This window comes from Halorubrum ejinorense (assembly GCF_039522565.1).
GTDB classification, from domain to species: domain Archaea; phylum Halobacteriota; class Halobacteria; order Halobacteriales; family Haloferacaceae; genus Halorubrum; species Halorubrum ejinorense.
Map to the genome: position 1 here is coordinate 39,078 of NZ_BAAADQ010000013.1, position 23,665 is coordinate 62,742.

Annotated in this window: 22 protein-coding genes; 15 read left to right on the top strand and 7 right to left on the bottom strand. The window is 72.4% G+C overall.

Annotation, left to right across the window (positions count from 1 at the left end):
* From ABDZ89_RS11035 to ABDZ89_RS11080, 10 genes are all read left to right on the top strand, one after another.
* A partial coding sequence (locus tag ABDZ89_RS11035; protein WP_486293909.1) for a nicotinate-nucleotide--dimethylbenzimidazole phosphoribosyltransferase family protein occupies nucleotides 1-544 on the top strand: 544 nt, incomplete at its 5' end.
* Nucleotides 541-1,857 carry a cobyrinic acid a,c-diamide synthase gene (locus tag ABDZ89_RS11040; protein ID WP_343779035.1) on the top strand — a complete coding sequence of 439 codons (1,317 nt, stop codon included), beginning with the start codon at nucleotides 541-543 and terminating at the stop codon, nucleotides 1,855-1,857. The genes ABDZ89_RS11035 and ABDZ89_RS11040, both read left to right, overlap by 4 nt.
* Nucleotides 1,854-2,873, top strand: coding sequence for a CobD/CbiB family cobalamin biosynthesis protein (locus ABDZ89_RS11045; protein ID WP_343779037.1), 1,020 nt, complete (start codon nucleotides 1,854-1,856; stop codon nucleotides 2,871-2,873). Before ABDZ89_RS11040 ends, ABDZ89_RS11045 begins: the two co-directional genes overlap by 4 nt.
* Nucleotides 2,870-3,667 carry an adenosylcobinamide-GDP ribazoletransferase gene (gene cobS, locus ABDZ89_RS11050; protein ID WP_343779834.1) on the top strand — a complete coding sequence of 266 codons (798 nt, stop codon included), beginning with the start codon at nucleotides 2,870-2,872 and terminating at the stop codon, nucleotides 3,665-3,667. Before ABDZ89_RS11045 ends, cobS begins: the two co-directional genes overlap by 4 nt.
* Nucleotides 3,667-4,392 carry an NTP transferase domain-containing protein gene (locus ABDZ89_RS11055; protein ID WP_343779837.1) on the top strand — a complete coding sequence of 242 codons (726 nt, stop codon included), beginning with the start codon at nucleotides 3,667-3,669 and terminating at the stop codon, nucleotides 4,390-4,392. The genes cobS and ABDZ89_RS11055 overlap by 1 nt, the downstream gene beginning before the upstream one ends.
* A complete protein-coding gene (locus tag ABDZ89_RS11060) occupies nucleotides 4,389-5,462 on the top strand; it encodes an aminotransferase class I/II-fold pyridoxal phosphate-dependent enzyme (protein WP_343779039.1) in 1,074 nt (357 codons plus the stop codon). Before ABDZ89_RS11055 ends, ABDZ89_RS11060 begins: the two co-directional genes overlap by 4 nt.
* A complete protein-coding gene (locus ABDZ89_RS11065) occupies nucleotides 5,455-6,249 on the top strand; it encodes an adenosylcobinamide amidohydrolase (RefSeq protein WP_343779041.1) in 795 nt (264 codons plus the stop codon). Before ABDZ89_RS11060 ends, ABDZ89_RS11065 begins: the two co-directional genes overlap by 8 nt.
* Nucleotides 6,246-6,989, top strand: coding sequence for a cob(I)yrinic acid a,c-diamide adenosyltransferase (locus tag ABDZ89_RS11070; RefSeq protein WP_343779042.1), 744 nt, complete (start codon nucleotides 6,246-6,248; stop codon nucleotides 6,987-6,989). Before ABDZ89_RS11065 ends, ABDZ89_RS11070 begins: the two co-directional genes overlap by 4 nt.
* Before the next feature lie 4 nt (nucleotides 6,990-6,993).
* Complete coding sequence (locus tag ABDZ89_RS11075) at nucleotides 6,994-8,634, top strand: cobyric acid synthase (RefSeq protein WP_343779044.1); 1,641 nt, start codon at nucleotides 6,994-6,996, stop codon at nucleotides 8,632-8,634.
* 302 nt (nucleotides 8,635-8,936) lie between these two features.
* Nucleotides 8,937-9,356, top strand: a complete 420-nt coding sequence (locus ABDZ89_RS11080; RefSeq protein ID WP_343779046.1) for a DUF7522 family protein — start codon at nucleotides 8,937-8,939, stop codon at nucleotides 9,354-9,356.
* A gap of 248 nt (nucleotides 9,357-9,604) precedes the next feature.
* Here ABDZ89_RS11080 and ABDZ89_RS11085 read toward each other — a convergent pair whose 3' ends face one another.
* A complete protein-coding gene (locus tag ABDZ89_RS11085) occupies nucleotides 9,605-10,300 on the bottom strand; it encodes a helix-turn-helix domain-containing protein (protein WP_343779048.1) in 696 nt (231 codons plus the stop codon).
* 186 nt (nucleotides 10,301-10,486) lie between these two features.
* Between ABDZ89_RS11085 and ABDZ89_RS11090 the strand changes: the two genes are divergently transcribed.
* The 3 genes from ABDZ89_RS11090 to ABDZ89_RS11100 all read left to right on the top strand — a co-directional run bounded on the left by ABDZ89_RS11090 (nucleotide 10,487) and on the right by ABDZ89_RS11100 (nucleotide 15,581).
* A complete protein-coding gene (locus ABDZ89_RS11090) occupies nucleotides 10,487-11,437 on the top strand; it encodes a hypothetical protein (protein WP_343779840.1) in 951 nt (316 codons plus the stop codon).
* 143 nt (nucleotides 11,438-11,580) lie between these two features.
* Nucleotides 11,581-13,683 (top strand): formate dehydrogenase subunit alpha, encoded by a 2,103-nt coding sequence (gene fdhF, locus ABDZ89_RS11095; protein ID WP_343779841.1) that lies wholly within the window; start codon nucleotides 11,581-11,583, stop codon nucleotides 13,681-13,683.
* A gap of 137 nt (nucleotides 13,684-13,820) precedes the next feature.
* Nucleotides 13,821-15,581 (top strand): methyl-accepting chemotaxis protein, encoded by a 1,761-nt coding sequence (locus ABDZ89_RS11100; protein ID WP_343779050.1) that lies wholly within the window; start codon nucleotides 13,821-13,823, stop codon nucleotides 15,579-15,581.
* A gap of 50 nt (nucleotides 15,582-15,631) precedes the next feature.
* Here ABDZ89_RS11100 and ABDZ89_RS11105 read toward each other — a convergent pair whose 3' ends face one another.
* Nucleotides 15,632-15,802, bottom strand: coding sequence for a hypothetical protein (locus ABDZ89_RS11105; protein WP_343779052.1), 171 nt, complete (start codon nucleotides 15,800-15,802; stop codon nucleotides 15,632-15,634).
* Between the two features lie 164 nt (nucleotides 15,803-15,966).
* On the opposite strand from ABDZ89_RS11105, the gene npdG reads away from it, so the two are divergent.
* Complete coding sequence (npdG, locus tag ABDZ89_RS11110; RefSeq protein WP_343779054.1) at nucleotides 15,967-16,635, top strand: NADPH-dependent F420 reductase; 669 nt, start codon at nucleotides 15,967-15,969, stop codon at nucleotides 16,633-16,635.
* 473 nt (nucleotides 16,636-17,108) lie between these two features.
* Entirely contained in the window at nucleotides 17,109-17,951 is an 843-nt protein-coding gene (locus tag ABDZ89_RS11115; protein ID WP_343779056.1) for a polyprenyl synthetase family protein, read from the top strand.
* A gap of 39 nt (nucleotides 17,952-17,990) precedes the next feature.
* On the opposite strand, the gene ABDZ89_RS11120 is transcribed toward ABDZ89_RS11115, so the two are convergent.
* From ABDZ89_RS11120 to ABDZ89_RS11140, 5 genes are all read right to left on the bottom strand, one after another.
* Nucleotides 17,991-19,142, bottom strand: a complete 1,152-nt coding sequence (locus ABDZ89_RS11120; RefSeq protein ID WP_343779058.1) for a multicopper oxidase domain-containing protein — start codon at nucleotides 19,140-19,142, stop codon at nucleotides 17,991-17,993.
* 120 nt (nucleotides 19,143-19,262) lie between these two features.
* Nucleotides 19,263-20,312 (bottom strand): ABC transporter ATP-binding protein, encoded by a 1,050-nt coding sequence (locus ABDZ89_RS11125; RefSeq protein ID WP_343779060.1) that lies wholly within the window; start codon nucleotides 20,310-20,312, stop codon nucleotides 19,263-19,265.
* Nucleotides 20,309-21,625: an ABC transporter ATP-binding protein gene (locus tag ABDZ89_RS11130; protein ID WP_343779062.1), complete on the bottom strand. Its 1,317-nt coding sequence runs from the start codon at nucleotides 21,623-21,625 to the stop codon at nucleotides 20,309-20,311. Before ABDZ89_RS11130 ends, ABDZ89_RS11125 begins: the two co-directional genes overlap by 4 nt.
* On the bottom strand, nucleotides 21,622-22,641 hold the full coding sequence (locus ABDZ89_RS11135; protein ID WP_343779064.1) for an ABC transporter permease: 1,020 nt from the start codon (nucleotides 22,639-22,641) through the stop codon (nucleotides 21,622-21,624). Before ABDZ89_RS11135 ends, ABDZ89_RS11130 begins: the two co-directional genes overlap by 4 nt.
* A 1-nt stretch (nucleotide 22,642) precedes the next feature.
* On the bottom strand, nucleotides 22,643-23,635 hold the full coding sequence (locus ABDZ89_RS11140) for an ABC transporter permease (protein ID WP_343779065.1): 993 nt from the start codon (nucleotides 23,633-23,635) through the stop codon (nucleotides 22,643-22,645).
* Between the last annotated feature and the right edge of the window lie 30 nt (nucleotides 23,636-23,665).

Here is a 23,665-nt window from a genome sequence, read left to right on the forward strand (position 1 = left end):
GGTCGTCGCCGAGGCGTTGGCGGCGAGCGACCTCGAGGCGGGCGGCGCGGCGGGCGACCCGATCGCGGCGGTCCGGCTGGCCGGCGACCCCGTCCTCGCCGCCGCGTCCGGGCTGATCGCCGGCGCGGCCGACGCCGGGGTCGACGTCACGCTCGCGGGCGGCACGCAGCTCGCGGCCGCGGGGGCGCTCGCTCGGCACGCCGGCGTCGACCGCCCCCTCCCGCTCGCGACGACGACGCTCGTCGCGGACGACCCCACGGCCGACCTCCCGGCGCTCGCCGCCGACCTCGACCTGCGGCTGGCGGCCGCCGACCCGGGGTTCGGCGAGGCCGACCACCCGGCGATGGCCGCCTACGCCCGCGGCGAGGCGAAGGAGGGCGTCGGGATGGGCGGAGCGCTCGCGCTCGCGGAGCGGGCGGGCGTCGCCGACGCCGCCGTCCGCGAGCGGATCGCCGCCGTCACCGACCGCCTGCTCGCCGAGCGGGCTGAAGACGGCGGGAGCGCGGACGGCTCTCCACGCTCGACCGGAGGTGTCACACGGTGAGAGGCGTCGTCCTGGGCGGCACGGCCTCCGGCGTCGGCAAGACGGTGGCGACGCTCGCGACGCTGCGCGCGTTCGAGAACGCGGGAGCGACCGTTCAGCCCGCGAAGGCCGGCCCCGACTTCGTGGACCCGAGCCACCACGCTCGGGCGGCGGACCGCCCGTCGCGGACGCTCGACCCGTGGCTTCAGGGGACGGACGGGCTCCGTCGCAACTACGCCCGCGGCGACGGCGACGTCTGCGTCGTCGAGGGGATGATGGGACTGTACGACGGCAGCGCCGCGAGCACGGCAGGGGTGGCCGCCGCGCTCGACCTGCCCGTCGTCCTCGTCGTCGACGCGAGCGCCGGGATGGAGAGCGTCGGGGCGACCGCGCTCGGCTTCAGGGACTACGCCGACCGGACCGAGCACGGCGTCGACGTGGAGGGGGTGATCGCCCAACGCGCTCACGGCGGCCGCCACGAGGCCGGGATCCGCGAGGCGCTCCCCGAGGAACTCGACTACTGCGGCCGGATACCGCCCCGCGAGGAGTTGGAGGTCCCCGAACGCCACCTCGGCCTCCACATGGGAGACGAGGCGCCGCTCGGCGACGCGGCGCTCGACGCCGCCGCCGAGACGCTCCGGACCGACCGACTGCTCGACCTCGCCCGAGAGCCGACGCCGCCGGCGACCGAGCCGGAATCCACGCGTGACGCGGACGACGAACGCCCGCGGATCGCTGTCGCCGACGACGACGCCTTCCGGTTCGTTTACCCGGCGACCCGCGAGCGCCTCCGCGAGCGCGCGACCGTGGTCCCCTTCGCGCCGGCGGCCGGCGACGACCTCCCGCCCTGCGACGGCGTCTACATCCCCGGGGGCTACCCGGAGCTCCGCGCCGAGGCGCTCGCGGCGGGGCCCGGCCTCGCGTCGGTCGCGGACGCCGCGGCCGAGGGCACGCCGGTCGTCGGCGAGTGCGGCGGGCTCATGGCGCTCGCGGAGACGCTGACGACGGCCGACGGCGACACCCACGAGATGGCGGGCGTCCTCCCGGCGACGGTCGAGCGGCACGAGCGGTATCAGGCGCTCGATCACGTCGAACTGCGCGCCCGGAGCGACACGCTCACCGCGGCGGCCGGCGACCGCGTCCGCGGCCACGAGTTCCACTACTCCGCGGCCGACGTCGCCGCGGACGCCCAGTTCGCGTTCGACGTGGAGCGCGGGGCCGGGATCGACGGCGACCGCGAGGGGCTGACAGAGTACAATACGCTCGGAACGTACTGCCACGTCCACGCCGAGAGCGGGGCGTTCGACGCGTTCCTCGACGAGGTGGAACGGTGAGCGCCGTCACCGCAGGAGTCCCGGTCGCCGTCACCCTCCTCGCTCCGGTCGTCCTCGCCGTCGCGCTGGACCTCGCGCTCGCGGAACCCCCAGCTCGGGTCCATCCGGTCGCCCTGTTCGGGAGCGTCGTCGAACCCTTCGACCGGGAGTGGACTCGACCGCGCCTCGTCGGCGTCGCGGTCGCCGTCGGCCTCCCGCTCGCCGCGGCCGCGGTCGCCGGCGGGGTCGTCGCGCTCGCGGCGAGACGCGGACCGCTGATCGAGGGCGTGCCGGTCGCCGCGGTCGCCGTCGCGGCCGGCGTCCTCTTCTCGGTCGCGAGCCTCCGGATGCTCCTCGACGTGACCGACGCAGTGGTCGACGAGACCGAGCGCGACCCCGACGCGGCCCGCGAGTCGGTCCGGGCGCTCGTGGGGCGCGACCCGACCGAGCTCTCGCCGGCCGGACTCAGGAGCGCCGCCGTCGAGAGCGCCGCCGAGAACCTCGCGGACGGGTTCGTCGCTCCCCTCGTCTGGTTCGCGCTCGGCGCCGGCGTCGGAGCGGGCGCGGCGGCCGGTGCCGGAGGCGATTTCGTCGGTGGGACCGCCCTCTCCGCCGGCGTCGCGGCCGCGGCGTGGGTGAAGGCCGTGAACACGCTCGATTCGATGCTCGGCTACCGGTCGAAGCCCGTCGGCTGGGCGAGCGCCCGGCTCGACGACGCGGCGATGTACCTGCCGGCGCGGGTCGCGGCGTGCTGTCTCGCGGTCGCGGCGCGATCGCCCGGGAGCCTCCGTCGCGCGCGGTCGCTGGCCCGCGAGCCGACCTCGCCGAACTCGGGCTGGCCGATGGCGACGGCCGCCGTCGCGCTCGGCGTCCGACTGGAGAAGCCGGGCGCGTACGCCCTCTCCGGGGGGTCGGAGCCGCCGAGTCCGGCGGTCGCCCGCGACGCGGTGCGGCTCGTCGGGTCCGCCGGCGGCGTCGCGGTCGCGGCCACGGCGGGGTGGCTCCTCGCGCTCGCGGGGGTGATCGCGTGGGGGTGACCGGCGCGGTCGCCGCGCTCCGCGGCGCCGTCGGCTTCCTCTCGCGGCTCCCCGTCGGCCACACCGAGGACGGCTGGGAGGCGTTCCGACGGACGCCCGCGGCCATGCCGGCGGTCGGGTACGCGCTCGGCGCGCTGATCGCGCTGCCGGTCGTCGGGGCGGCGCTGTCGCCGGTCCGGGTGCCGGCGGCCACGGTCGCGGTCGCGTTCCCCGCGTGGCTGTACCTCGTCACCGGGATCACCCACCTCGACGGCGTCGCGGACGCGGGCGACGCGGCGGTCGTCCACGGCGACGCCGACCGCCGGCGCGAGGTCCTGAAGGACTCCGCGCTCGGCGTCGGCGGAACGGTCGCGCTCGCGCTGGTAGTCGTCGCGCTCGCGGCCGGAGCGACGGCAGTCGCGGAGTTGGCCCGTTTCTCTCTCGTCGGCGCGGTCCTCCTCGTCGTCGTCGCGGAGGTGGGGGCGAAGGCCGCGACGGCGACGCTCGTCTGCGTCGGGGACGCCCCGCACGAGGGCCTCGGTTCCGCCCTGACCGGGGCGTCCGGTCCGGGCGCGCTGGGCTGGGTCGCGCTCGTGACGGCCCCCGCGGCGCTGCTCGGCTGGCCGACCCTCGGACCGGACGCGGTCGCGCCCTCCCTCGCCGTGCTCGCCGCCGCAGTCGTCGTCGCCGCGCTCGCGTTCGCGTGGGCTCGCGCCCGCCTCGGCGGCGTCTCTGGCGACGTGCTCGGCGCGACGAACGAGCTCGCCCGCGTCGTCGGGCTCCACGTGGGGGTAATCGCGTGGACGCTCTCGTGATGTGCGGCGGCCGCGGCACGCGCCTCGACGGCGACCGCGAGAAGCCGCTGATTCCGGTCGCTGGGCGGTCGATGCTCGACCGCGTGCTCGACGCCCTCGCGGCCGCCGAGCGCGTCGAGACCGCCTACGCGGCCGTCTCCCCGCACACCCCGGGGACGCGAGAGCGAGTGGTCGCGCGGGAAAGCGGCGAGGCGAGCGAATCGAGAGGCAGGCCGGGCGAGACGACCGTCGTCGACACGCCGGGCGAGGGGTACGTCGCGGACCTTCGGGCGGCCCTGAACGCCGGACCGACCGCGCCGACGCTCACCGTCGCCGCCGACCTCCCGCTCCTCGACGGCGCGGCCGTCGACGCCGTCTGCGACGCTCACGCCGCGGCCGACGCGGACGCGCTGTCGGTCCGTGTTCCGGCGGCGCGAAAGCGGGAACTTGGCGCGAGCGCCGACGCCGCGACGCGGTACGAGGGGTCCGAGACCGGCGAAAACGGTGCCCGCACGCGAGTCGACCTCCCGGCGGGGATCAACGTCGTCGCGGCGCTCGACGGCGCGGGCGACGAGGCCGTCCGGACCGCCCGCGACGCTCGCCTCGCCGTCAACGTCAACCGACCCACGGACCGTCGGCTCGCCGAGCGGATCCTCGCTGGGGCCGCCGGCGCTCCCGACCTCCCGAGCGGCGGGATCGACTGGCTCGACGCGTCGGCGTCGACCGACCGAGGTGATTCCCGGTGAACCGCGAGCGCGCCGCGGCGCTGGGCCGTGAACCCCACGGGAGCAGCGACGACCCCGACCTGCTGGACTTCAGCGCGAACACGAACCCCGACGTTCCCGAGGGGGTCGAGCGGGCGTACCGTGCGGCCTTCGAGACGGCGCGGACGTATCCGCCGGAACCGCCGGTCGCCTTTCGTGCGGCCGCCGCCGAGTACGTCGACTGCGACGCCGAGAGCGTCGTGCCGACGCCGGGCGGGCTGGCGGCGATCCGGGCCGCGGTCGCGCTCGCGGTCGGCGCGGGCGACACGGCCCTCCTCCCCGCGCCGAGCTTCGGGGAGTACGCCCGCGAGGTGCGACTTCAGGGCGGCGAGCCGGCGTTCGTCGACGCCGACGCGGTCCTCGACGCGGACCCGACCGATCACGCGCTGGCGGTCGTCTGTACGCCGAACAACCCGACCGGGACCGGCTACGACCGGGACGCGCTGCTGGCGTTCGCGGAGCGCTGTCGCGCGGCCGAGGCCGTGTTGCTCGTCGACGAGGCGTTCCTCGGGTTCACCGAGCGCGAATCGCTCGCGGGGACGCCCGGCGTCGTCGTCGCGCGGGCGCTCACCAAACTGTTCGGGCTGCCCGGCGTCCGCGCCGGCTTCGCCGCGGCGACCGGCGACCTCGGCGCGGCGCTGCGGGGCGCCCGTCGCGCGTGGAACGTGAGCGCCCCGGCGCTCGCGACCGGCGAGTACTGCCTCCGGCAGGAGGAGTTCGTCCGGGAGACCCGCGAGCGCGTCGAGCGGGAGCGCGAGCGGATGCGAGCCGCCCTCACGGAGCGCTACGACGTGGCGCCCTCCGAGGCACCGTTCCTGCTCGTCGACGCGGGCGACCGCAACGTCGACCGGGTCGTCGAGCGCGCCCGCGAGCGCGGCGTCGCCGTCCGGGACGCGCGGTCGTTCCGCGGACTCGACTCGCACGTCCGGGTGGCCGTCCGCCGCCCGGCGGAGAACGACCGGCTCCTCGCGGCGCTCGGGGTGCGAGACGGAGACGGCCGCGGGCGCGACGACGGCGGGCGCGACGACGCGCGGGAGGGCGACGGTGTTTGAGCCGACCGTCCGCGAGGGGGTCCTCCGGCTGCGGCGGCCGGGGACGCGGTGGCTCTCGACGGGCTGGGACGGGGGCCGCTCGCGGGCGTCGGCCGCGTACAACGTCACGGTCCCGGAGGGGTTCGACCGCACCGACCTCGGGGCCTACCGCCGCGAGCGCCTGGCGCGGTCGGGGTTCATCGGAGGCGGCGACGCCGGCGAGCGGGAGGCCACGGACGCGGCCGCGGACGATGCCCCGCCGACGCTGTTCACCGGCGTCTCGATGGACCACGCTCGGGGCGCGCGGCTCGGGTCGGTCGTCGCGTACGCGACCGTCGGGCTCTCGAACCCCGCGATGTTGCCGATAGAGACGGAGGCGACGCCGACACCCGCTGAGACCGCAGAGCGGAGCGGAGCGGCGGCGGCGGACACACCGACGGCCGACGACCGCCCGAACCGGCCCGGGACGGTCAACCTGATCGTCGGCACGACCCGGCGGCTCGAACCCGGGGCCGCGGCGAACCTCGTCGCGGTCGCGGCCGAGGCGAAGGCGGCGACGCTGCTCGCGACGGCGGGCGTGCCGGGGACGACGAGCGACGCGGTCGTCGTCGCGGACGACCCGAAGGGAACGGCCACCGAGTTCTCCGGCAGCGCCACCGCGGTCGGCGGCGCGGCTCGCGCCTGCGTCCGCGACGCGGTCCGCGCCAGTCTGCGGTCGCGGTACCCGGACGGCGACGTGCCCGGCCCGGCTGCCGAGGCCGAACACGGCGTCGTCACCGACGAGCGAGCGGAGGTATTCGATCCATGACAACGGAACACAACGACACGAACGCAGAAGCGGAGGCATCGACCGACGGCGACGACGGGACGCCGACGAACGACGACCGTGCTGCCCGCACCCCCGGCGGCGGTTCGGCGCCCGAACCGGAGCCGATCGAACCGGGCGCGCCCGAGGAGTTCGGACTGGTCCAGGCGTTCTGGGGCGACGGGAAGGGCAAGACCACGGCGGCGATGGGGATGGGATTCCGCGCCGCGGGCCACGGCTACCGCGTCCACATGCTCCAGTTCATGAAGGGCGGCGCGGACAGCGTCGACGGCGTCAGAGGCGAGTACAACGCCATCACCGCCGTCCCCGGCTTCTCCTACGAGAACGCCGGCCACTACGGCTGGCACGGCCTGCTCGACGGCTCCGCGGACGACGAACACGCGGCGAAGGCGACCGCCGCCTTCGAGCGCGCGGAAGCCCTCGTCGCGGCGGCCGACGAGGCCGACCTCGGCTCCCCGCTGCCGCTCGACGGCGACCCCGAGGCCGGCGTCCACATGCTGATCCTCGACGAGCTGCTGTACGCGGCCGACCGGGGACTCGTCGACCCCGAGGCGGTGGTCGACCTCGTCGAGTCGAAGCCCGAGGGCCTCGAACTCGTCCTCACCGGGAGCCACGACGCCCCCGACTACCTCGACGGGGTCGCCGACCTGATCACGAACGTCCGGAAGGAGGCACACCCGTTCGACGCCGGACAGCGAGCCCGCCGGGGGACGGAGTACTGACGATGTGGAGGGAGCGGCCGTGACCGACGGCGTCTCGCCAGCGACCGACGGCGACGCCGACACGCTCCTGATCGCGGGCACCGCGAGCCACGTCGGCAAGAGCACGCTGGCGGCCGGGGTCTGCCGGCTCCTCGCTCGGCGCGGGGTCGCCGTCGCGCCGTACAAGGCCCAGAACATGAGCAACAACGCCCGGGTGGCGCTCGACCCGGACGGCGAGTGGGGCGAGATCGGCGTCTCACAGCACGTCCAGGCGCGGGCGGCCGAGACCGTGCCGACGACCGACATGAACCCCGTCCTGCTCAAACCCCGCGGCGACGGCGAGAGTCAGGTCGTCGTCGACGGTCAGGCGGTCGCGAACGCTCCCGCGGGGGAGTACTACGACGAACACTGGGCGGACGCCCGGGCGGCCGCCGTCGCCGCACACGAGCGGCTGGCGGCCGAAAACGAGGTGGTCGTCGCGGAGGGCGCCGGCAGCATCGCCGAGATCAACCTCCACGACCGCGACCTCGCGAACGTCGAGTGCGCCCGATTCGCGGACGCGGCGATCCTGATCGCGGTCGACATCGAGCGCGGCGGCGCGTTCGCGAGCCTGTACGGGACCCTCGAACTGCTTCCCGACGACGTGCGCGAGCGCGTCGCCGGCGCCGTGATCACGAAGTTCCGCGGCGACCCCGACCTCCTCGCGCCCGGCATCGACGCGATCGAAGACCGAACGGGCGTCCCGATCCTCGGCGTCGTCCCCCACGACGACCCCGGACTCCCCGCGGAGGACAGCCTCTCGCTGCCGGACGAGACGAGCGCCGGCGGCGAGGGCGTCCTCGGTGACGACGACGGCGTCCCCGACGCCGAGAGCGTCCGGGTCGGCGTCCCGCGACTGCCGCGGATCTCGAATTTTACTGACCTGGAACCGCTGGCCCGCGAGCCGGGCGTCCGCGTCGTCTACCTCCCCCTCGGCGACGGCCTCGACGGGGTCGACGCGGTCGTGCTTCCGGGGTCGAAAAACACCGTGGACGACCTGCTCGCGCTCCGCGAGGCCGGCTTCGACGCGGCGCTGCGCGCGTTCGACGGGCCCGTGGTCGGCGTCTGCGGCGGCTACCAACTGCTCGGCGAACGGCTCGTCGACGCGCACGTCGAGGGCGTCGGCGACCGCGAGACCGTCCGCGGCGTCGGCCTGTTGCCGGTCGAGACGCGGTTCTCGACGGACAAGCGCGTCGAGCGCGTCACCCGCCGGGTCGACGGCGTCGGACCGATCTCCGGGGCCGAGGGGCGCGCGACCGGCTACGAGATCCACGCCGGGCGGACGCGGCTCGTCGGCGGCGGGGACGCCGGCGACGCGACCGCCGACGAAGTGGTTAGAGCGGGCCTCGCGACCGGACCGCTCGGCGCGGAGAGCGTCGCCACCGAGCGCGCCCTCGGAACCTACCTCCACGGGCTCTTCGAGACGGAGTCGGTGCGGGACGCCTTCGTCGAGACGGTCTTCGCAAGCGCCGGCCGGGAGCGGCCGACCGCGGCGTCGACGGCGCGGTCGCCGTACGACCGCGCGGCCGACCTCGTCGCGGAACACGTCGACCTGACCGCCGTCGGCCTCGGCGGTTCCGTCGAACTCGGGGGATCGAGCGGTCCGTCTCCCGACGCGAAAGAGTAGGGTAGAGTATTGTAGCACAGAGTGGGGGAGGGCAGAGTAGAACGGCTCTGTTGAAGCTCTCAACCGCTGATCTGTTCTTGGAGCCGTGCTGAATAGAGAGCGCGTGTTGAACGGGGAGTCGGTCTGCGCACGGTCGCTTCGATCGGTCGATACGCGGGCGGGCATAGCGTCTTATGGGATCGATATTATCCAATACGCGTGGGCTTGTCTCCGGTTTTGGCCAAAGACTGGTAACTGAGTCCGCGTACTTTTGCCGAAACGTTTGATACGATGGCACGCCTATATCCCTATCAGTAGATAAAATGACATTTGAAACCGATATCAGCGAGGAGCGGGCCGACGGTATCGTCAGTGCGGCTCGAACGAGCCTCGGAGACACCCTCCGGGCCGTGGTGTATTTCACCCCGTCATCGTTTGATCTCCTCTACAGACGGCAGGATCTCTACGATTCGATCGACACTGCGAGAGAGGCCAAGTCGCAACTCGTCGAGTTCGAACGCACCGGGTTTGCGGAGCGACCGATCCGGACAACCATCGCTCGCATGGGAGGCGGACCGGATATCGGCCCGTATGAATTCACCGTCCGATTTCACGAAAACGGGTTCGTGATCCGGATCCTTCAGGGTGATGCGGGCGTCCTCTTTACCGCAGATAGCATGGACGTCAACGCCTTCGAGGACGCGGCCAGCGCGATTTCCAAGCTACTGGCCGAGGAGAGATAGGGACTACCGTCGCCAGCCGATAGTCTCGAGATCCGTCTTCCGGTACTGCGTCCCGATCTCTCGCGGGGAAGCGATGAGCTCCGACGATGAGCGCCGTGACTCCCCGCCGGAGACGCGCTCCATTATGACCGAGGTCGTCACCGGCGATCGCGTGGAATGACCGCTGGGCCGCCGCTGACTACATCCGCAGTATCTCGCACACCGGTCCCATCAGTTCTCACGGATTTCAACGGGGCCGGTAGAACGGGTCAGTTCGCGGCGAGCGTCTCCTCTAGCAGCTTCCGCTGTGCCGTCGCGAGGTGCTCGGCGAACGTCGAGGGGGAGATATCGAGCGCGTCGGCGACCGCCCTCGCGTTGGCGTCGCGCGGGCGCTCGAAGTAGCCCATCCGATAGGCGGTCCGCAACACCTCACACTGGCGGTCGGTGAGCCGACCGCGGTCGACGAGCGTCCGATCGGACACCCCGTCGCCGCGCGACGCGCCGTGGACGAGGTAGCGGACCTCGACGCGCTCCGACGTCCCGTCGAGCGCCGAAACGATGTCCCGGAGGCGTTCGAGGTCGGGGAGGTGAAGCGTGAGGATCAGGACGCCGTCCTCGGCGCGGGCGTCGGCGATCGGACAGTCGAGCTCCTCGATGATCCGGCAGGCGCACTCGCCGTCGCGCGGACGGTCGTACCGGTACACCCGCTCGTCGCCGAGGTCGACGACGGACGCGGGCGCGGGCACGCCCTCGGCGCGGTCGACCGCGTCGGGGTCGCGGGCGCGGAACTCCTCGGTGTGCGTGTCGCCCGCGTGGGTCCAAGTGACGCCCGTGATCGGGCCGTCGTGGGCGGTCGAGGCGGCGACGACCGGGCAGTTGCTCGTCCCGTGAATCGCGACGCCCGCGCGGACGCCGTCGGGCGCGGCGTCGGCGCCGTCGGCCGGGGGCTCTCCTCCGGATGCCATCGGATCGGGGTTAGGATGACGGACACAAAGGCCTGATCCCCGACAGGGGGACGCGCCGCCGGGTCCGACCGAGAACACCCGCAGTACTGAGGGTCGGTCCGTATCGGTCCGCGGTCCGGAGTCGCGGCCGTGAAACGAGCGATTCACGCCGTCGGGGCGATCGGCTTGGCCGCCGCCGGGGCCGGGATGGTCGCCGCGGCGGCCGCCGGGCTGGCGGTCGGTGACGGCGGGGGCCTGACGACGGGACCGAGCGGCGACGCCGGGCCGTTCCTCGGCGCCCTCCTCGCCGCGCTCGCGGGGACCGGCTTCGGGTACACCGCCGCGAGGGAGACGCGGGACGCGCTGCGGACGGACGGCTTCCGGGTCACGCGGACCGACCTCGGCAACGCGGCCGCCGTGGCCGCCGGGGCGCCGGTCACGTACGCCCTCTCGGTCGGGGCCGGGGTCGGGCCGGTCGTGGCGTCCGCGCTCGTCGGGCTCTGCGCGTACCTCATCTCGGCGACGTACGGCGCCCCCGCGTACTGCGGCTCGTTCGTCGGGATGGCGACCCCGGCGGCCGGCGCCGACCTCGGGTCGGTGGCCGCCGCCGGCGCCGCGGCCGCCGTCGCCTTCGTGGCCGCGAAGCGCGCGTTCAACGGGTTCGGCGGGAAACTCGGGACCGCCGCGTTCGTCGGCTGCCTGTCGGTGGCCGCGCTCGGCGGGCTCGCCCCGGGGACGGGGACGGTCCCGGAGCCGACCGCGGCGGCGGGGCTCGTCGCCGCGGCGGCCGTCGCCGCGCTCGTGACGTTCGCCGTGAGCGTCCGGCTCGGCCACGGGCCGGTCGTCGGCTCCGCGGTCGTCGGCCTCGTCGCCGGGACCGTCTGTCCGCCGCTGTTCGCCGGCGGCGACGCGGTCGCGACCGTCGCCTTCTGCGCGTCGTTCGTCGGGATGGCCACCGAAGAGCGGATCTCGACACCCGGAGCGACGCTACTGGCCGGCGGGACCGCGGGCGTCGGGTTCGTCGGCGCGGCGCCGTACTTCGTCGGGTTCGGCGGGAAGCTCGGCACGATCGCGTTCGCCGCCTGCCTCGTGACCGCGGGCCTCCGCTCGCTGGGCCGGCTGCTCGCGCCGACGGGGAGCGGCGCCGTGACCGGGTGACGACCGGCGCGGCGACGGGCGCTTCGACGGCGGCCGGGCGTCGGCGAACGGCGTGAGAGCGGGACCGCGGACGGCGGAATGGGTTAAAACACCACGCTACGCCGGTGGTGTTCGGAGGGGCGTCGAACCCCTACGCCGACGTGATGACCGACCCGACCGAGACGACCGAGCGACGCTTCGAGTCGAACCCCACGGTCTGTCCGTTCTGCGGCGTCGGCTGTAGCATCGAGTACGCCGGGCGCGGAAGTGCGACCGGGGTCGAGGGACCGGTGAACGACCGCGGGGAGATCTGCCCGAAGGGGGCGGCCGCGTTCGACGTCGTGGACCACGACGACCGCTTGACGGAGCCGCTCGTCCGCCACAACGGCCGCTTCGTCACGGCGCCGTGGGAGGAGGCGCTCGACCGCGTCGCGAGCGGGATCGGGGACGTGGTCGACGAACACGGACCCGACGCCGTCCAGTTCTTCGCCTCCTCGAACTGTACGAACGAGGAGAACTACGTCCTCCAGAAGCTCGCGCGCGTCCTCGGGACGAACAACGTGGACAACTGCGCGCGGCTCTGCCACGCCTCGACCGTCGCCGCGATGAGCGAGCGGTTCGGCGCCGGCGCGATGACGAACACCTTAGACGACCTCGGGGAGGCCGACTGTATCTTCGTCAACGGGGCGAACCCGGCCGAACAGCACCCGGTGGCGTTCCGCTCGTACGTCCTCCCGGCGGTCCGCGACGGCGCGACGCTCGTCCACGTCGACCCGCGCGCGAACGACACGACCGAGGCAGCCGACGTCCACCTCCCGCTGCGGCCCGGCACCGACATCCAGCTGTTGAACGCGATCGCCGCCGTCCTGACCGAGGAGGGGCTCGTCGACGAGGCGTTCCTCGCGGAGCGGACGACCGGTTTCGATCGGCTGCGCGAGCACCTCGCCGACGTCGACGTCGCGGCGAGCGCCGAGGCGGCCGGCGTCGACCCCGGGGTGATCCGGGAGGCGGCGCGGGCGTACGGCGGGGCGGACCGCGCCGCGATCGTGACCGGGATGGGGACGAGCCAGCACCGGTGCGGCACCGACAACGTCCACGCCCTGCTCAACCTCGCGCTGCTGACCGGCAACATCGGCCGCCCCGGGACGGGCGTGAATCCGCTGCGGGGGCAGAACAACGTCCAGGGCGCCAGCGACGTGGGAGGACTGCCGAGCGTCCTCCCCGGCTACGAGCCCGTGACGGACGCGGCCGCCCGGGAACGCGTCGCGGCCGAGTGGGGCGTCGAGCCGCCGGCGGAGCCCGGACTCACCGAGGTGGAGGCGACCCACCGCTTCGGCGACGAGGTGCGCGCCGCGGTCGTCTTCGGCGAGAACCCGGCGGTCACCGAGCCGGACGCGACCGCGGTCGCGTCGGCGTTCGACGAGCTCGACTTCTGCGTGGTGATCGACCTGTTCGAGACGCGGACGGCGGCGCACGCGGACGTGGTCCTCCCCGGGAGCGCGTGGGCCGAGAAGTCCGGCACCGTGACGAACACCGACCGGCGCGTGATGCGGATGCGGCCGAACGCCGACCTGCCCGGGAACGCGCGGCGCGACTTCGAGATCCTCGCCGGCCTCGGCCGGCGGCTCACGGACCGCCCGGATGCGTTCGACTACGAGGGACCAGAGGCGGCGTTCGACGAGCTGACGCGCGTCGCGCCCATCTACGAGGGGATGAGCTACGAGGGGATCGGCGACGGCTACCAGCGGTGGCCGTTCTCGGAGCGCGACGGGACCGGCACCGAGGTGTTGCACGCGGACACGTTCGCGACGGGCGAGCGCACCGCCCCGCTCGCGGTCGTCGACCCCGTCCCGCCCGTCGACGACCTCGACGCGGACGAGCTGACCCTGACGACCGGCCGCGTGCTCCAGCACTTCAACAGCGGGGCGCTCAGCCGGCGCTCGGACCGCCTGATGGCGATGCGGGGCGAGGACGCCCTCCGGGTCCACCCGAGCGACGCGGCCGAGCGCGGGATCGAGGACGGCGACCGGGTGACCGTCTCGAACGAGCGCGGCAGCGTCGAGGTCGCGGCCGAGGTGACGCCGGCGGTCCGCGAGGGCGTCGCGTTCTGTACGTTCCACTACGCGGAGCCGCTCGCGAACGCCCTCACCGGCGGTACGCTCGATCCGGCGGCGAAGATCCCCGAGTTCAAGCACTCGGCGGTCGCGGTCGAGCCGGCGCCCGAGGGTGACGCGACCGCGGAGAGCGACGGGGCCGGCGCGGACTGAACGGCCGTCGCCGCTGCCGCGATCGGCGACGAGTTCCGCCCGACTGCGGCGACGGATCACCCGACGCCGCGGGGTTCGGTATCACTCGTGAGAGGCGGGAGTTATCGTTTATATAACCCAAGCGGAGAGGCTCCGGTATGGCTACATCTGGAGAGTACGGCCGAGAGGACTTCGGCCAGGGCGGATTAAACGACGGGCTCGACGCCGGCGAGTTGGTCGAGGAGATCGGACTCGACGCGGACGAGATCGCGTGGCGGAAGGAGTTCATCGGCTTCGACGAGGACGACGAGCGGCGACTGGGCCGGTACGAGGAGGCGTTCGCGGAGAACGCGGACCGGATCGCCGACGACTTCTACGAGAACCTCACCGGCCACCAGCAGACGGTCGACGTGATCGGGCGGTCCGAGAAGGGGATCGAACGGCTCAAGCGGACGCAGTCGGCGTACCTGGTGACCCTCGCGGAAGGCGAGTACGGCGAGGAGTACTTCGAGGACCGGGCGCGGATCGGCAAGATCCACGACATGCTGGAGATGCCGATGAAACACTACCTCGGTCAGTACGGCGTGTACTACGACCTCATCCTGCCGCTCATCGGCGACCGCCTCGTCGATTCGCTCACCGACCGGCTGGCCCCCGACGCGGCCGGGGAGACGGTCGACGACGCGACCGCGACGGCGGTCGAAGAGGAGGTCGACGACGCGATCGAGGACCTGCTCTCAGTCCTCCGGATCGTCAATCTCGACATGCAGGTCGTCACGGACACGTACATCCACTCGTACAGCCAGAAGCTCTCGGAGGCCGTCGAGGAGAACGAGCGACTGATGGCGGAGGTGGAAGACGAGGTCAAAGAGCCGATCGGCGACCTCCGCGAGTCGGCGAGCGACGTCGCCGACAGCGCCGCCGAGGTCGGCGAGGCGGCGGAGGACCAGTCGGAGCGGGTCGCCGAGATCTCCTCGGAGGTGGCGAACCTCTCGGCGACGGTCGAGGAGGTGGCGTCGACCGCCGACGAGGTCGAGCGGACGAGCGGCCGGGCGGAGACGCTCGCGGAGGACGGTCGGGAGGCGGCCGACGACGCCGCGTCGGCCATGGACGACATCGGCGCCGCCGTCGACGAGGTCGCGGAGGACGTCGAGACGCTCCAAGAGCGGGTCGAAGAGATCGACGAGTTCGTCGACGCGATCAACGGCATCGCCGACCAGACGAACCTGCTCGCCCTGAACGCCTCGATCGAGGCGGCGCGGGCCGGCGACGCGGGTGCCGGATTCGGCGTCGTCGCCGACGAGATCAAGTCGCTCGCGGAGGAGTCACAGGGGCACGCGGCCGACATCGAGTCGATGGTCGACGGCATCCGCACCGACACCGAGGAGACGGTCGAGAGCCTCTCCGAGACGACGGTGCGAGTCGACGAGGGGAGCGAGCGCGTCGCCGACGCGACGGAGAACCTCACCGACATCGCCGAGGCGGTGACGGAGACGGCCGACGGGATCGACGAGGTCTCCGACGTGACCGACGAGCAGGCCGCCGCCGCCGAGGAGATCGCCGCGACGATCGACGGGGTGGTCGACCAGTCGAACCGGATCAGCGAGCGGATGCAGGAGCTGGCCGACGAAAGCGAGCGCCAGTCGGCGGCGGTCGAGGCGGTCGAACGGACCGTTCGTCGGTTGGCCGTCGACGGCGGCGACGGCGGCGACGGCGGGTCCCGCGCGGCGTCCCTGACGGACGGCGGACGGCGAGTGACGGGGCCGGACCGCGGGAACCGAGCGACGGGGGAGGGCGGTGGTCGATCGGTTCCGGCGGGGCTTCCGGAGGGAATGCCCGAGTTCGTGATCGACCGCCTCTCAGACGAGGAGCTGCGAGCGATCGCGGCCGGAGAGCTGGAGATGGACGACCTGCGGTGAGTCGGCGGCGGTGACGGCTCCGCCGGGGCGCCGAGGTCCGCGGCCCGAACTCAGGGCGCGAAGTACGCGTCCGGTCCCCGGACCCCGGAGAGCTCGCGGAGGGGGCTGGCGCCGCACCGATCGCAGGCGGTCGGTTCGTCGGGATCGTCGGGCCGCGCGAACACCGTGTCGCAGGCGTCGCAGGCGACGTAGCGCAGCGCGAGCGACGGGGCGTCGGTCATGGACGCAGTAGGCGGTCGACGCACTTGAACCGGTGCGTCGGGGAGGGCGCTCTCACGCCGAACCGGCGTCGCCGCCGCGCGCTCGGTGGGTGTTCCCGGCTTCGGACCGTGGCGAGGACGGCCGGTCACGCAACCCCTAAGACGCGAGCGACCCCACGGATCGTATGGAAATCGCCATCTTGGGCGGCACCGGGGACATCGGTGAGGGGCTCGCGCTCCGGCTGGCGGCCGACACGCCACACCGGATCGCGATCGGCTCTCGGGACGCGGAGAGGGCGGAGAACAAGGCGGAAGAGTACACCACCGAACTCGACAGCCGCGGGCTCGACGCCGCGGTGACCGGCGGGGAGAACGCCGCGGTCGCCGCCGACGCCCGGATCGTCGTCTTAGCGGTCCCGCCGTACCACGTCGGCGACACCGTGGAGGCGGTGGCGGAGTCGCTGGAGGACGGCGACGTCCTGGTCTCGCCCGCGACGGGGATGAAACGCGACGACGAGGGGTTCCACTACCACAAGCCCGGCGCGGGCTCGGTGACGAAGATCGCCGCCGACGCGGCGCCCGAGGGCGTCGCCGTCGTCGGCGCGTTCCACAACCTCGCGGCCGCGCGGCTCGCGAACCTCGACGCGGACCTCGGGGTCGACACCCTCGTGATCGGCGACGACGACGACGCGAAGACGACCGTCGCCGACGTCGCCGAGGGGGTCGACGGGCTGCGGGCGCTCGACGCCGGTGGCCTCGCCAACGCACCCGAAATCGAGGGGCTCACGCCGCTTCTCATCAACGTCTCCAGCAACAACGACGGCCTTCACGACCTCGGCGTCCGGTTTCAGTAGACGGTCGTTCTGGGCGTGAGTTGCTTGTAAAGGGCAGTTGGGCGTTCAGCGCGGTTTATAAATAGGAGCGGGCGGCGCCGATGGTTCCCGTTCTGGCGGTCAATCGGTGATACATAGTTGAGAACGGATCGACGGCGACCACCGCCGAAGCCCCAGCCGGGAGGACTCGCGCGGCTCGGTGCGCTCCTCGCTCGCGTTGCTCGCTGCGGTGCTCCCGTCGCCGGGCTTCGTCCACCCGGCTCCCCGTTGAGTCCCACCCCGCACAGCAACCGCACCTCACACCTCCCCAGCCTCGTCACGGCCGCTTAAAAGCGGCCGCGACTCCCTCGCGCGTGCCCCTCGCGCACGAGGGGCGCTCGGAGGCACGCGCCACCACAGTACTTGCGCGCGAGATAACGTCGTCGCAGTCGTCCGAATCCCCTCCGGAGGGCGTTCCGTTAGGCCTTTGCGCGCCGGGTTCCTCCGGGCGGTAGATGGAGTACTTGCAGCGTCGGGTCGGGCTGGTCGAAGACCGGATCGAGGCGGTCATCGACGACGTCGAGCCCGACGAGCTGTCCGAGGAGGTCGGCCACGTCGTCCTCGCGGGCGGGAAGCGGGTCCGCCCCGCGGTGACCGTCCTCGCCTGCGAGGCGTTCGACGGCGACCCGGAGCAGGCGGTGGACTTCGCGGCCGGCATCGAGTTCGTCCACAACGCCTCGCTCGTCATCGACGACATCATCGACCGCTCGGAGGTCCGGCGCGGCACCGCGGCCGCCTGGGCGGAGTTCGGCTACGGCCCGGCGATCATCGCCAGCGACGGTCTCCTCGGGGAGGCGTTCGCGCTGTTCTCGACTCACCCCCGCGCGATGCGGACCGTCGCCGAGGCGATGGTCGAACTCGGCGAGGGCGAGGCGACGGAGCTGGCCGCCCGCCCGACCAACGAGGCCGAGTACATGGAGTTAGCCCGCCGGAAGACGGGCGCGCTGTTCCGCGCCGCCGCCGAGCTGGGCGCGGTCGCGGGCGGCGCGGAGCCCCACGCGATCGACTCGTTCGGCGAGTACGCCGAGCGCGTCGGCGTCGCCTTCCAGATGCGCGACGACGTACTGGACGCGACCGCCGACGCCGACGACCTCGGCAAGCCGACCGGACAGGACGCCGAGATGGACCGCCCCTCCGTGCTTCAGGTCACGTCGCTGTCGCCCGAGGAGATCAACGAACGCGCCCGGACGGAGTCCGAGCGCGCGCTGGCCGCCCTCGACGACGCCGACCCGCCCGAGACCGAGGCGATAGAGTACCTCCGCGACCTGGCCGAGTTCGTCGTCGTCCGCGAGCGGTAAGGGGAGAGAGGCGATCTCGCGGTCGGTGTCGCCCGGGGCTCAGATATCGTAGCCCGCCTTCTCCATGAGGTCCGCGAACACGTCGGTCCCCATCGCCCCCTCGTAGACGATGGCGGTGAGCATCCCGCCGGGGTAGAAGCCGTCGTTTTGAACGTGGTCGACCTTGTGGCAGTGCATCGGGTATATCCCGGGGTCCGCGTTCGCCTCGAACTCGACCGTGTACCGCTCGGCTGGCGCGACGTTCACCACGTCCTCGGGGAGTTGCATCACCTCGGGGTAGGCGGCGCCGTCCTTCTCGACGGTGCGGAACCGGTGGTTGTGGGTGTGCATCGGGTGCGACATGAACCCGGCGTTGACCAGGTGGAGCCGCACCGTGTCGCCCTCGCTGACGACGATCGGTGAGCCGTGGTCCGGGTTGAGCGTGTACGGCGCGACGCGGCCGTTGATCGTGAACGCGTCGGGGCGGCGGTCCTGGACGTCGTAGCTCGCGTCCTCGCCGCCGTACGACCGGGAGAGTCGGGTGTCCCAGTCTTTCAGGGTCATGAACCGCTCGACGTCGGCTTCCTCGTACCCCTCGGGGTCGATACGGAGAATCCCGTACATCCCCATGTCCATGTGCATCGGAGTGTTGAAATGGCAGTGGTAGAGGTGGGTGCCGGGCACGTCGGCGCCGATCTCGTAGGTGTGCTTCTCGCCGGGCATCACGGTGAGCCCCGTCGTCGACGGGACGCCGTCGTCCTTCCACGACTTCGAGACGCCGTGGAAGTGGAGCGTGTGGGGCATCTCGCCGTCGGTGTTATCGAGCGTGATCGACAGGTCGTCGCCCTCGGTCGCCCGGAGGACCGGCCCGGGGACGCTCGGCGTCCCGTCGTCGGCCTGGAAGGCCCACGTCACCGGCATCTCGACCGGGCCGCCGAGCGAACTCCCGGGGTGGGCCGGGTGGCGGGCGTGGACCGAGCGCAGCGTCACCTCGCGCCCGCGCTCGTCGAGGTCGACGACCTCCGGGGACCGGGTCTCGGGGAGGGCCGGTCCGTCGCGCTCCGTCGCGCCGGCGTCGTCGGGACCGTTCGCCGCGGTGGTCGCCGCGTCGCTCAGACAGCCGGCCAGTCCGGCGACGCCCGAGAGGCCCGCAGCCTGAAGGATGGTTCGCCGCGCGAAGCCGCCGTCGGAGCCGGAGTCACGGTGCGTCATGGTTCGACCGAGGGGAACGGGAGCCATAACCGGGTCGCGGCTTCCCGATCCGAGAGACGACGAGCGAACTGGTTCGCCCCGGAATACATAAAGGAATCAGCGCGGTCGCCGCGGCGTCGCTCAGTCGTCCGCGGGGTTCTCGACGGCGTTCTCGCCGATGGGCTCGCTGTCCCAGTACGCGTGGTCGTCGTCCGAGCGGAAGCAGGTCGCCGTCCGGCCGTCGCCGACGTCGTACGCCGGGGGCGACGACTCCCGGCAGGCCGCGCGGGCCTCCGGACAGCGGGTGTGGAACCGACAGCCCGCGGGCGGGTTACGCGGCGAGGGAACGTCGCCCCGGAGGGTGGTGAACTCCTCCTCGCGGGCGTCCGTGCTCGCGCGAGGGACGCTCGACAACAGCGCCTGCGTGTACGGGTGCGCGGGGTCGTCGAATATCTCCTCGACCGGACCGATCTCGACTATCTCGCCGAGGTACATCACCGCGACGCGGTCACAGACGTGTCGGACCACGCCGAGGTTGTGCGCGATGAACAGGAACGTGAGCCCGAAGTCCTCCTGGAGGTCCTCCAAGAGGTTCAGGATCTGCGCCTGAACGGAGACGTCGAGCGCCGATACCGGCTCGTCGAGGACGACGAAGTCGGGGTCTAAGGCGAGCGCTCGGGCGATCCCGACCCGCTGTCGCTGGCCGCCGGAGAACTCGTGCGGGTACCGGTCGATCTGGTCGGCCGAGAGGCCGACCCGCTCGAGCAGGTCGCGAGCCGTCTCGCGCCGCTGGTCCCGGTCGGCGATGTCGTGGATCCGGAGCCCCTCCGTGATGATGTCGCCGGTGGTCATCCGGGGGTCGAGACTGGAGAACGGGTCCTGGAACACGATCTGCGCGCGCCGCCGGAACTGCGTCAGTTGGCTGTCGGTCATGCCGCGGACGTCCTCGCCGTCGAAGCTGACCTCGCCGGCGGTGGGCTCGCGGAGTCGTAACACCGTCTCGCCGGTGGTCGACTTCCCGCAGCCGGACTCGCCGACCAACCCCAGCGTCTCGCCCTCTCGCACGTCGAAGGAGACGCCGTCGACCGCCTTCACGCTCGCCGACTCCTCGCCGAGCAGGCGGTCGACGAGCGACGGGTCGTCGGCGTAGTACTTCTTCAGCCCGTCGACGGAGAGCAGGGGGTCGCTCATTCGCCCGCACCCCCGTCGGCCGCGGCGTCGGCGCGGCCGGAGCCGTCACCGAAGTAGTCGTCCGGGAGCGCGTCGAGCGAGTCGTACTCGCGGTCCGCGAGGACGCACTTGGCGCCGTGGTCGGCCGCGGCGTCGACGGTCGCCTCGGCCGGCTTGTCGAGACACGCGTCCATCGCCTTCGGACACCGGTCCGCGAAGTAACACCGGTCGTCCATCTCGGAATCGATCAGGCTCGGGACGTTGCCCGCGATCGGTTCGAGCCGCGCCCGCGGGTCGTCCACGTCGGGGATCGAGCCGAGCAGGCCCCGCGTGTACGGGTGGACGGTGTCTTCGAACACCGATTCGAGCGTGCCGCGCTCGACGACCTCGCCGGCGTACATCACGCAGACGCGGTCGCACATCTCGGCTATCACGCCCAGGTCGTGGGTGATGAGCACGATGCTCATCCCGCGGTCCGCTTGGATCTCTTTCAGCAGGTTCAGGATCTGCGCCTGGATCGTCACGTCGAGCGCGGTCGTCGGCTCGTCGGCGATGAGCACGTCCGGCTCGCCGGCGAGCGCCTGCGCGATCATCGCGCGCTGGAGCATCCCGCCGGAGAACTGACCCGGGTACTCGTCGACGCGCTCCTCGGGGTCGGGGATCCCGACCTGTCCGAGCAGGTCGACCGCGCGCTCCATGCTCTCCTCGCTCGTGTAGTCGCGGCCGGGAACGATCCCGTCGAGCAGGTACTTCCCGAGCCCGTACCCCTGCGTCCGCGACCGCGTCGAGCGGGGGTTCGCCCGCGCCCGACGCTGGACCTCGACCGCCTCGGCGATCTGCTCGCCGACCGTGATCGAGGGGTTGAAGCTGCTCATCGGGTCCTGGAAGATGACGCTGAACGAGGGGCCGCGCAGCGACCGGCGGACCCTCGGCGGCACGGTCCGGAGGTCGACGTGGTCTCCGTCGACGTGAACCCCGTCCGTGCCGCGGAACTCCTCCGCGAGGTCGGGGTCGCGGTACCACACCTCGCCGGCGGTGACCCGGCCGGGGGTCTCGACGAGGTCGACGAGCGACAGCGCGGTCACCGACTTGCCGGAGCCGGACTCGCCGACGACGCCGAGAATCTCGTCTTCCCGGAGGTCGAACGACACCGACTCGACCGCGTTGATCTGGCCCTCCTCGGTGAAAAAGCGCGTCGAGAGGTCCCGCACCGACAGCACGTCGTCGACCCCGGGCGTTCCGGTCGGCGTCGCGTCGCCGGTTCCGCCGGCCTCCGCGGCCGCGGCGGCGTCGCCGGCCGCCGGACCGTCACCCGTCCGCTCGGCGTCGCTCATGCGGCACCCCCCTCGCCCTCGATACCGGGGTCTAAGGCGTCACGCAGCCAGTCGCCGAGCAGGTTGATCCCGATCACCGACAGCATGATAGCGAGCCCGGGGATGGAGGCGATCCACCACTGGCCCGAGGAGACGTAGTCGCGCCCCTGCGCGATGTCGAAGCCCCACGACAGCGTCGTCCCGGAGAAGCCGAGGAACGACAGCGAGCTCTCCAAGAGGATGATCGCGGCCACCTGCACCGTCCCGAGGACGATGATCGGCGTGATCGCGTTCGGCAGGACGTGCCGGAGGATGATCGCGTTGTCGCTGGCGCCGAGCGCGCGAGACGCCTTCACGTACTCCTGCCCGCGCAGGGAGAGCGCCTCCCCGCGGGCGACGCGGGCGAACCACACCCAGTTGACGAGGCCGACGACGATCACCACGGTTATCGGTAGCACGAAGCTCTCAGGCATCTCCGGCGCGAGCCCCGCGACGACGAACGGATCGGGGACGTTCACCGCCGCGCGGCCCCACAGTCCGATCAGCGCGACCGCTAACACCAGCGACGGGAACGCGAGGCTGATGTCGGCGATCCGCATCAGCGCGTCGTCGACGCGCCCGCGGTGGTAGCCGGCGAGTAAGCCGACCGGCACGCCGATCGACGCCGCAAACAGGGTGCCGAGCACCCCGACGACGAGCGACGTCCGGGCGCCGTACACCACCCGCGAGAACATGTCGCGGCCGAGCCCGTCGGTGCCGAACACGTGGTCGGGGTCGGGGGTGATCTCGACGGTCTCGGTGACCGTCTGGATCTCGCCGTCGACCATCTGCGAGGAGGTCCGCTCCTCCGTCTGCGAGAAGCCGACCGGCGGCAACTCGCTCTGGTCGAGCTGTTGGTCTGTCGGATCGTGGGGCGCGACGAAGGGGGCGAACACGGCGGTCAACACGATGACGACCACCAGCGCCAGCCCGAGCTTCGCCAGCCCGCTCCCTCTGAACTCCTTTTTGAGATTGCGTATGACACGTGAAGAGACCATATTAGTCAGTCACCACCTCGGGGTCGAGGTAGGCGTACACCACGTCGACGAGGATGTTGACGAGGACGAAACTCGTCCCGATGACGATGAGACTCCCCTGGAGCGCCGGCCAGTCGCGCTGGTTGATGCTCTCGATGACCAGCGTCCCGAGCCCCGGCCACGAGAACACCGCCTCGGTGATCACGGCCCCGCCGATCAGCGTCCCGAGCTGGAGCCCGAGCACGGTGATCACGGGGATGAGGGTGTTCCGGAGCGCGTGTTTGTACCGGATCAGCGTCCGCGGGAGCCCCTTGGCGCGCGCGGCCTGAACGTAGCCCTTGCTGAGTTCGTCCAGCATCCCCGACCGCGTCAGCCGGGTGATGAGGGCCATGAAGTAGGTGCCGAGAGCGATCGCGGGCAGCGTGATGTACGCGAGCCACGCCACCAGCGTCCCGACGAACGGCTCGGCGTTGATCACCGACAGCGCCACGTCGCCAACGTCGACCCCGCGGCCGCTGGTGTTGAACACGTTGAACTCCACGGCGAAGATCAGGATGAGCATGATCCCGAGCCAGAAGTTCGGCGTCGAGATGCCGCCGAGCGACAGGAGCGTCGCCCCGTAGTCGACCGGCTCGTTGCGGCGGGTCGCGCTGATCACGCCGAGCGGAATGGCGAGCGCGATGGCCACGACGCTGGCGGCGACGGCGAGCTCCACGGTGGCGGGAAGGCGTTCGAACACGAGCGTCGTGACCTCCTGTCCGCGGATGTACGACTGGCCCATGTCGCCCTGAAGCAGGTCGAAGACGTACTGGCCGTACTGGACGTACAGCGGCTGGTCGAGGCCGAGTTCGGCCGCGATCGCCTGTCGCGTCTCCTGTGAGGCGTCGAGCGGCGAGACCGCGTTGATCGGGCTCCCGGGCGTGACGAATCGGAGCGCGAACACGACGGTGACGACGCCCCAGACGACGCCGACTCCTTGGAGGCTTCTTTTGAGTACGAATCTGCCGAATGACATTAATACGGATGTGGGGAGATGGCGGTCGCG

What these genes read in the sequence shown, in the direction of transcription:
- ABDZ89_RS11100 (WP_343779050.1), top strand. Translation starts at nt 13,821, where the DNA reads ATGGCTACATCTGGAGAGTACGGCCGAGAGGACTTCGGCCAGGGCGGA.
- ABDZ89_RS11115 (WP_343779056.1), top strand. Translation starts at nt 17,109, where the DNA reads ATGGAGTACTTGCAGCGTCGGGTCGGGCTGGTCGAAGACCGGATCGAG.
- ABDZ89_RS11130 (WP_343779062.1), bottom strand. Translation starts at nt 21,625, where the DNA reads ATGAGCGACGCCGAGCGGACGGGTGACGGTCCGGCGGCCGGCGACGCC.
- ABDZ89_RS11140 (WP_343779065.1), bottom strand. Translation starts at nt 23,635, where the DNA reads ATGTCATTCGGCAGATTCGTACTCAAAAGAAGCCTCCAAGGAGTCGGC.
- ABDZ89_RS11105 (WP_343779052.1), bottom strand. Translation starts at nt 15,802, where the DNA reads ATGACCGACGCCCCGTCGCTCGCGCTGCGCTACGTCGCCTGCGACGCC.
- fdhF (WP_343779841.1), top strand. Translation starts at nt 11,581, where the DNA reads ATGACCGACCCGACCGAGACGACCGAGCGACGCTTCGAGTCGAACCCC.
- ABDZ89_RS11135 (WP_343779064.1), bottom strand. Translation starts at nt 22,641, where the DNA reads ATGGTCTCTTCACGTGTCATACGCAATCTCAAAAAGGAGTTCAGAGGG.
- ABDZ89_RS11120 (WP_343779058.1), bottom strand. Translation starts at nt 19,142, where the DNA reads ATGACGCACCGTGACTCCGGCTCCGACGGCGGCTTCGCGCGGCGAACC.
- ABDZ89_RS11080 (WP_343779046.1), top strand. Translation starts at nt 8,937, where the DNA reads ATGACATTTGAAACCGATATCAGCGAGGAGCGGGCCGACGGTATCGTC.
- ABDZ89_RS11085 (WP_343779048.1), bottom strand. Translation starts at nt 10,300, where the DNA reads ATGGCATCCGGAGGAGAGCCCCCGGCCGACGGCGCCGACGCCGCGCCC.
- ABDZ89_RS11125 (WP_343779060.1), bottom strand. Translation starts at nt 20,312, where the DNA reads ATGAGCGACCCCCTGCTCTCCGTCGACGGGCTGAAGAAGTACTACGCC.
- npdG (WP_343779054.1), top strand. Translation starts at nt 15,967, where the DNA reads ATGGAAATCGCCATCTTGGGCGGCACCGGGGACATCGGTGAGGGGCTC.
- ABDZ89_RS11090 (WP_343779840.1), top strand. Translation starts at nt 10,487, where the DNA reads ATGGTCGCCGCGGCGGCCGCCGGGCTGGCGGTCGGTGACGGCGGGGGC.
- ABDZ89_RS11070 (WP_343779042.1), top strand. Translation starts at nt 6,246, where the DNA reads ATGACAACGGAACACAACGACACGAACGCAGAAGCGGAGGCATCGACC.
- ABDZ89_RS11055 (WP_343779837.1), top strand. Translation starts at nt 3,667, where the DNA reads ATGTGCGGCGGCCGCGGCACGCGCCTCGACGGCGACCGCGAGAAGCCG.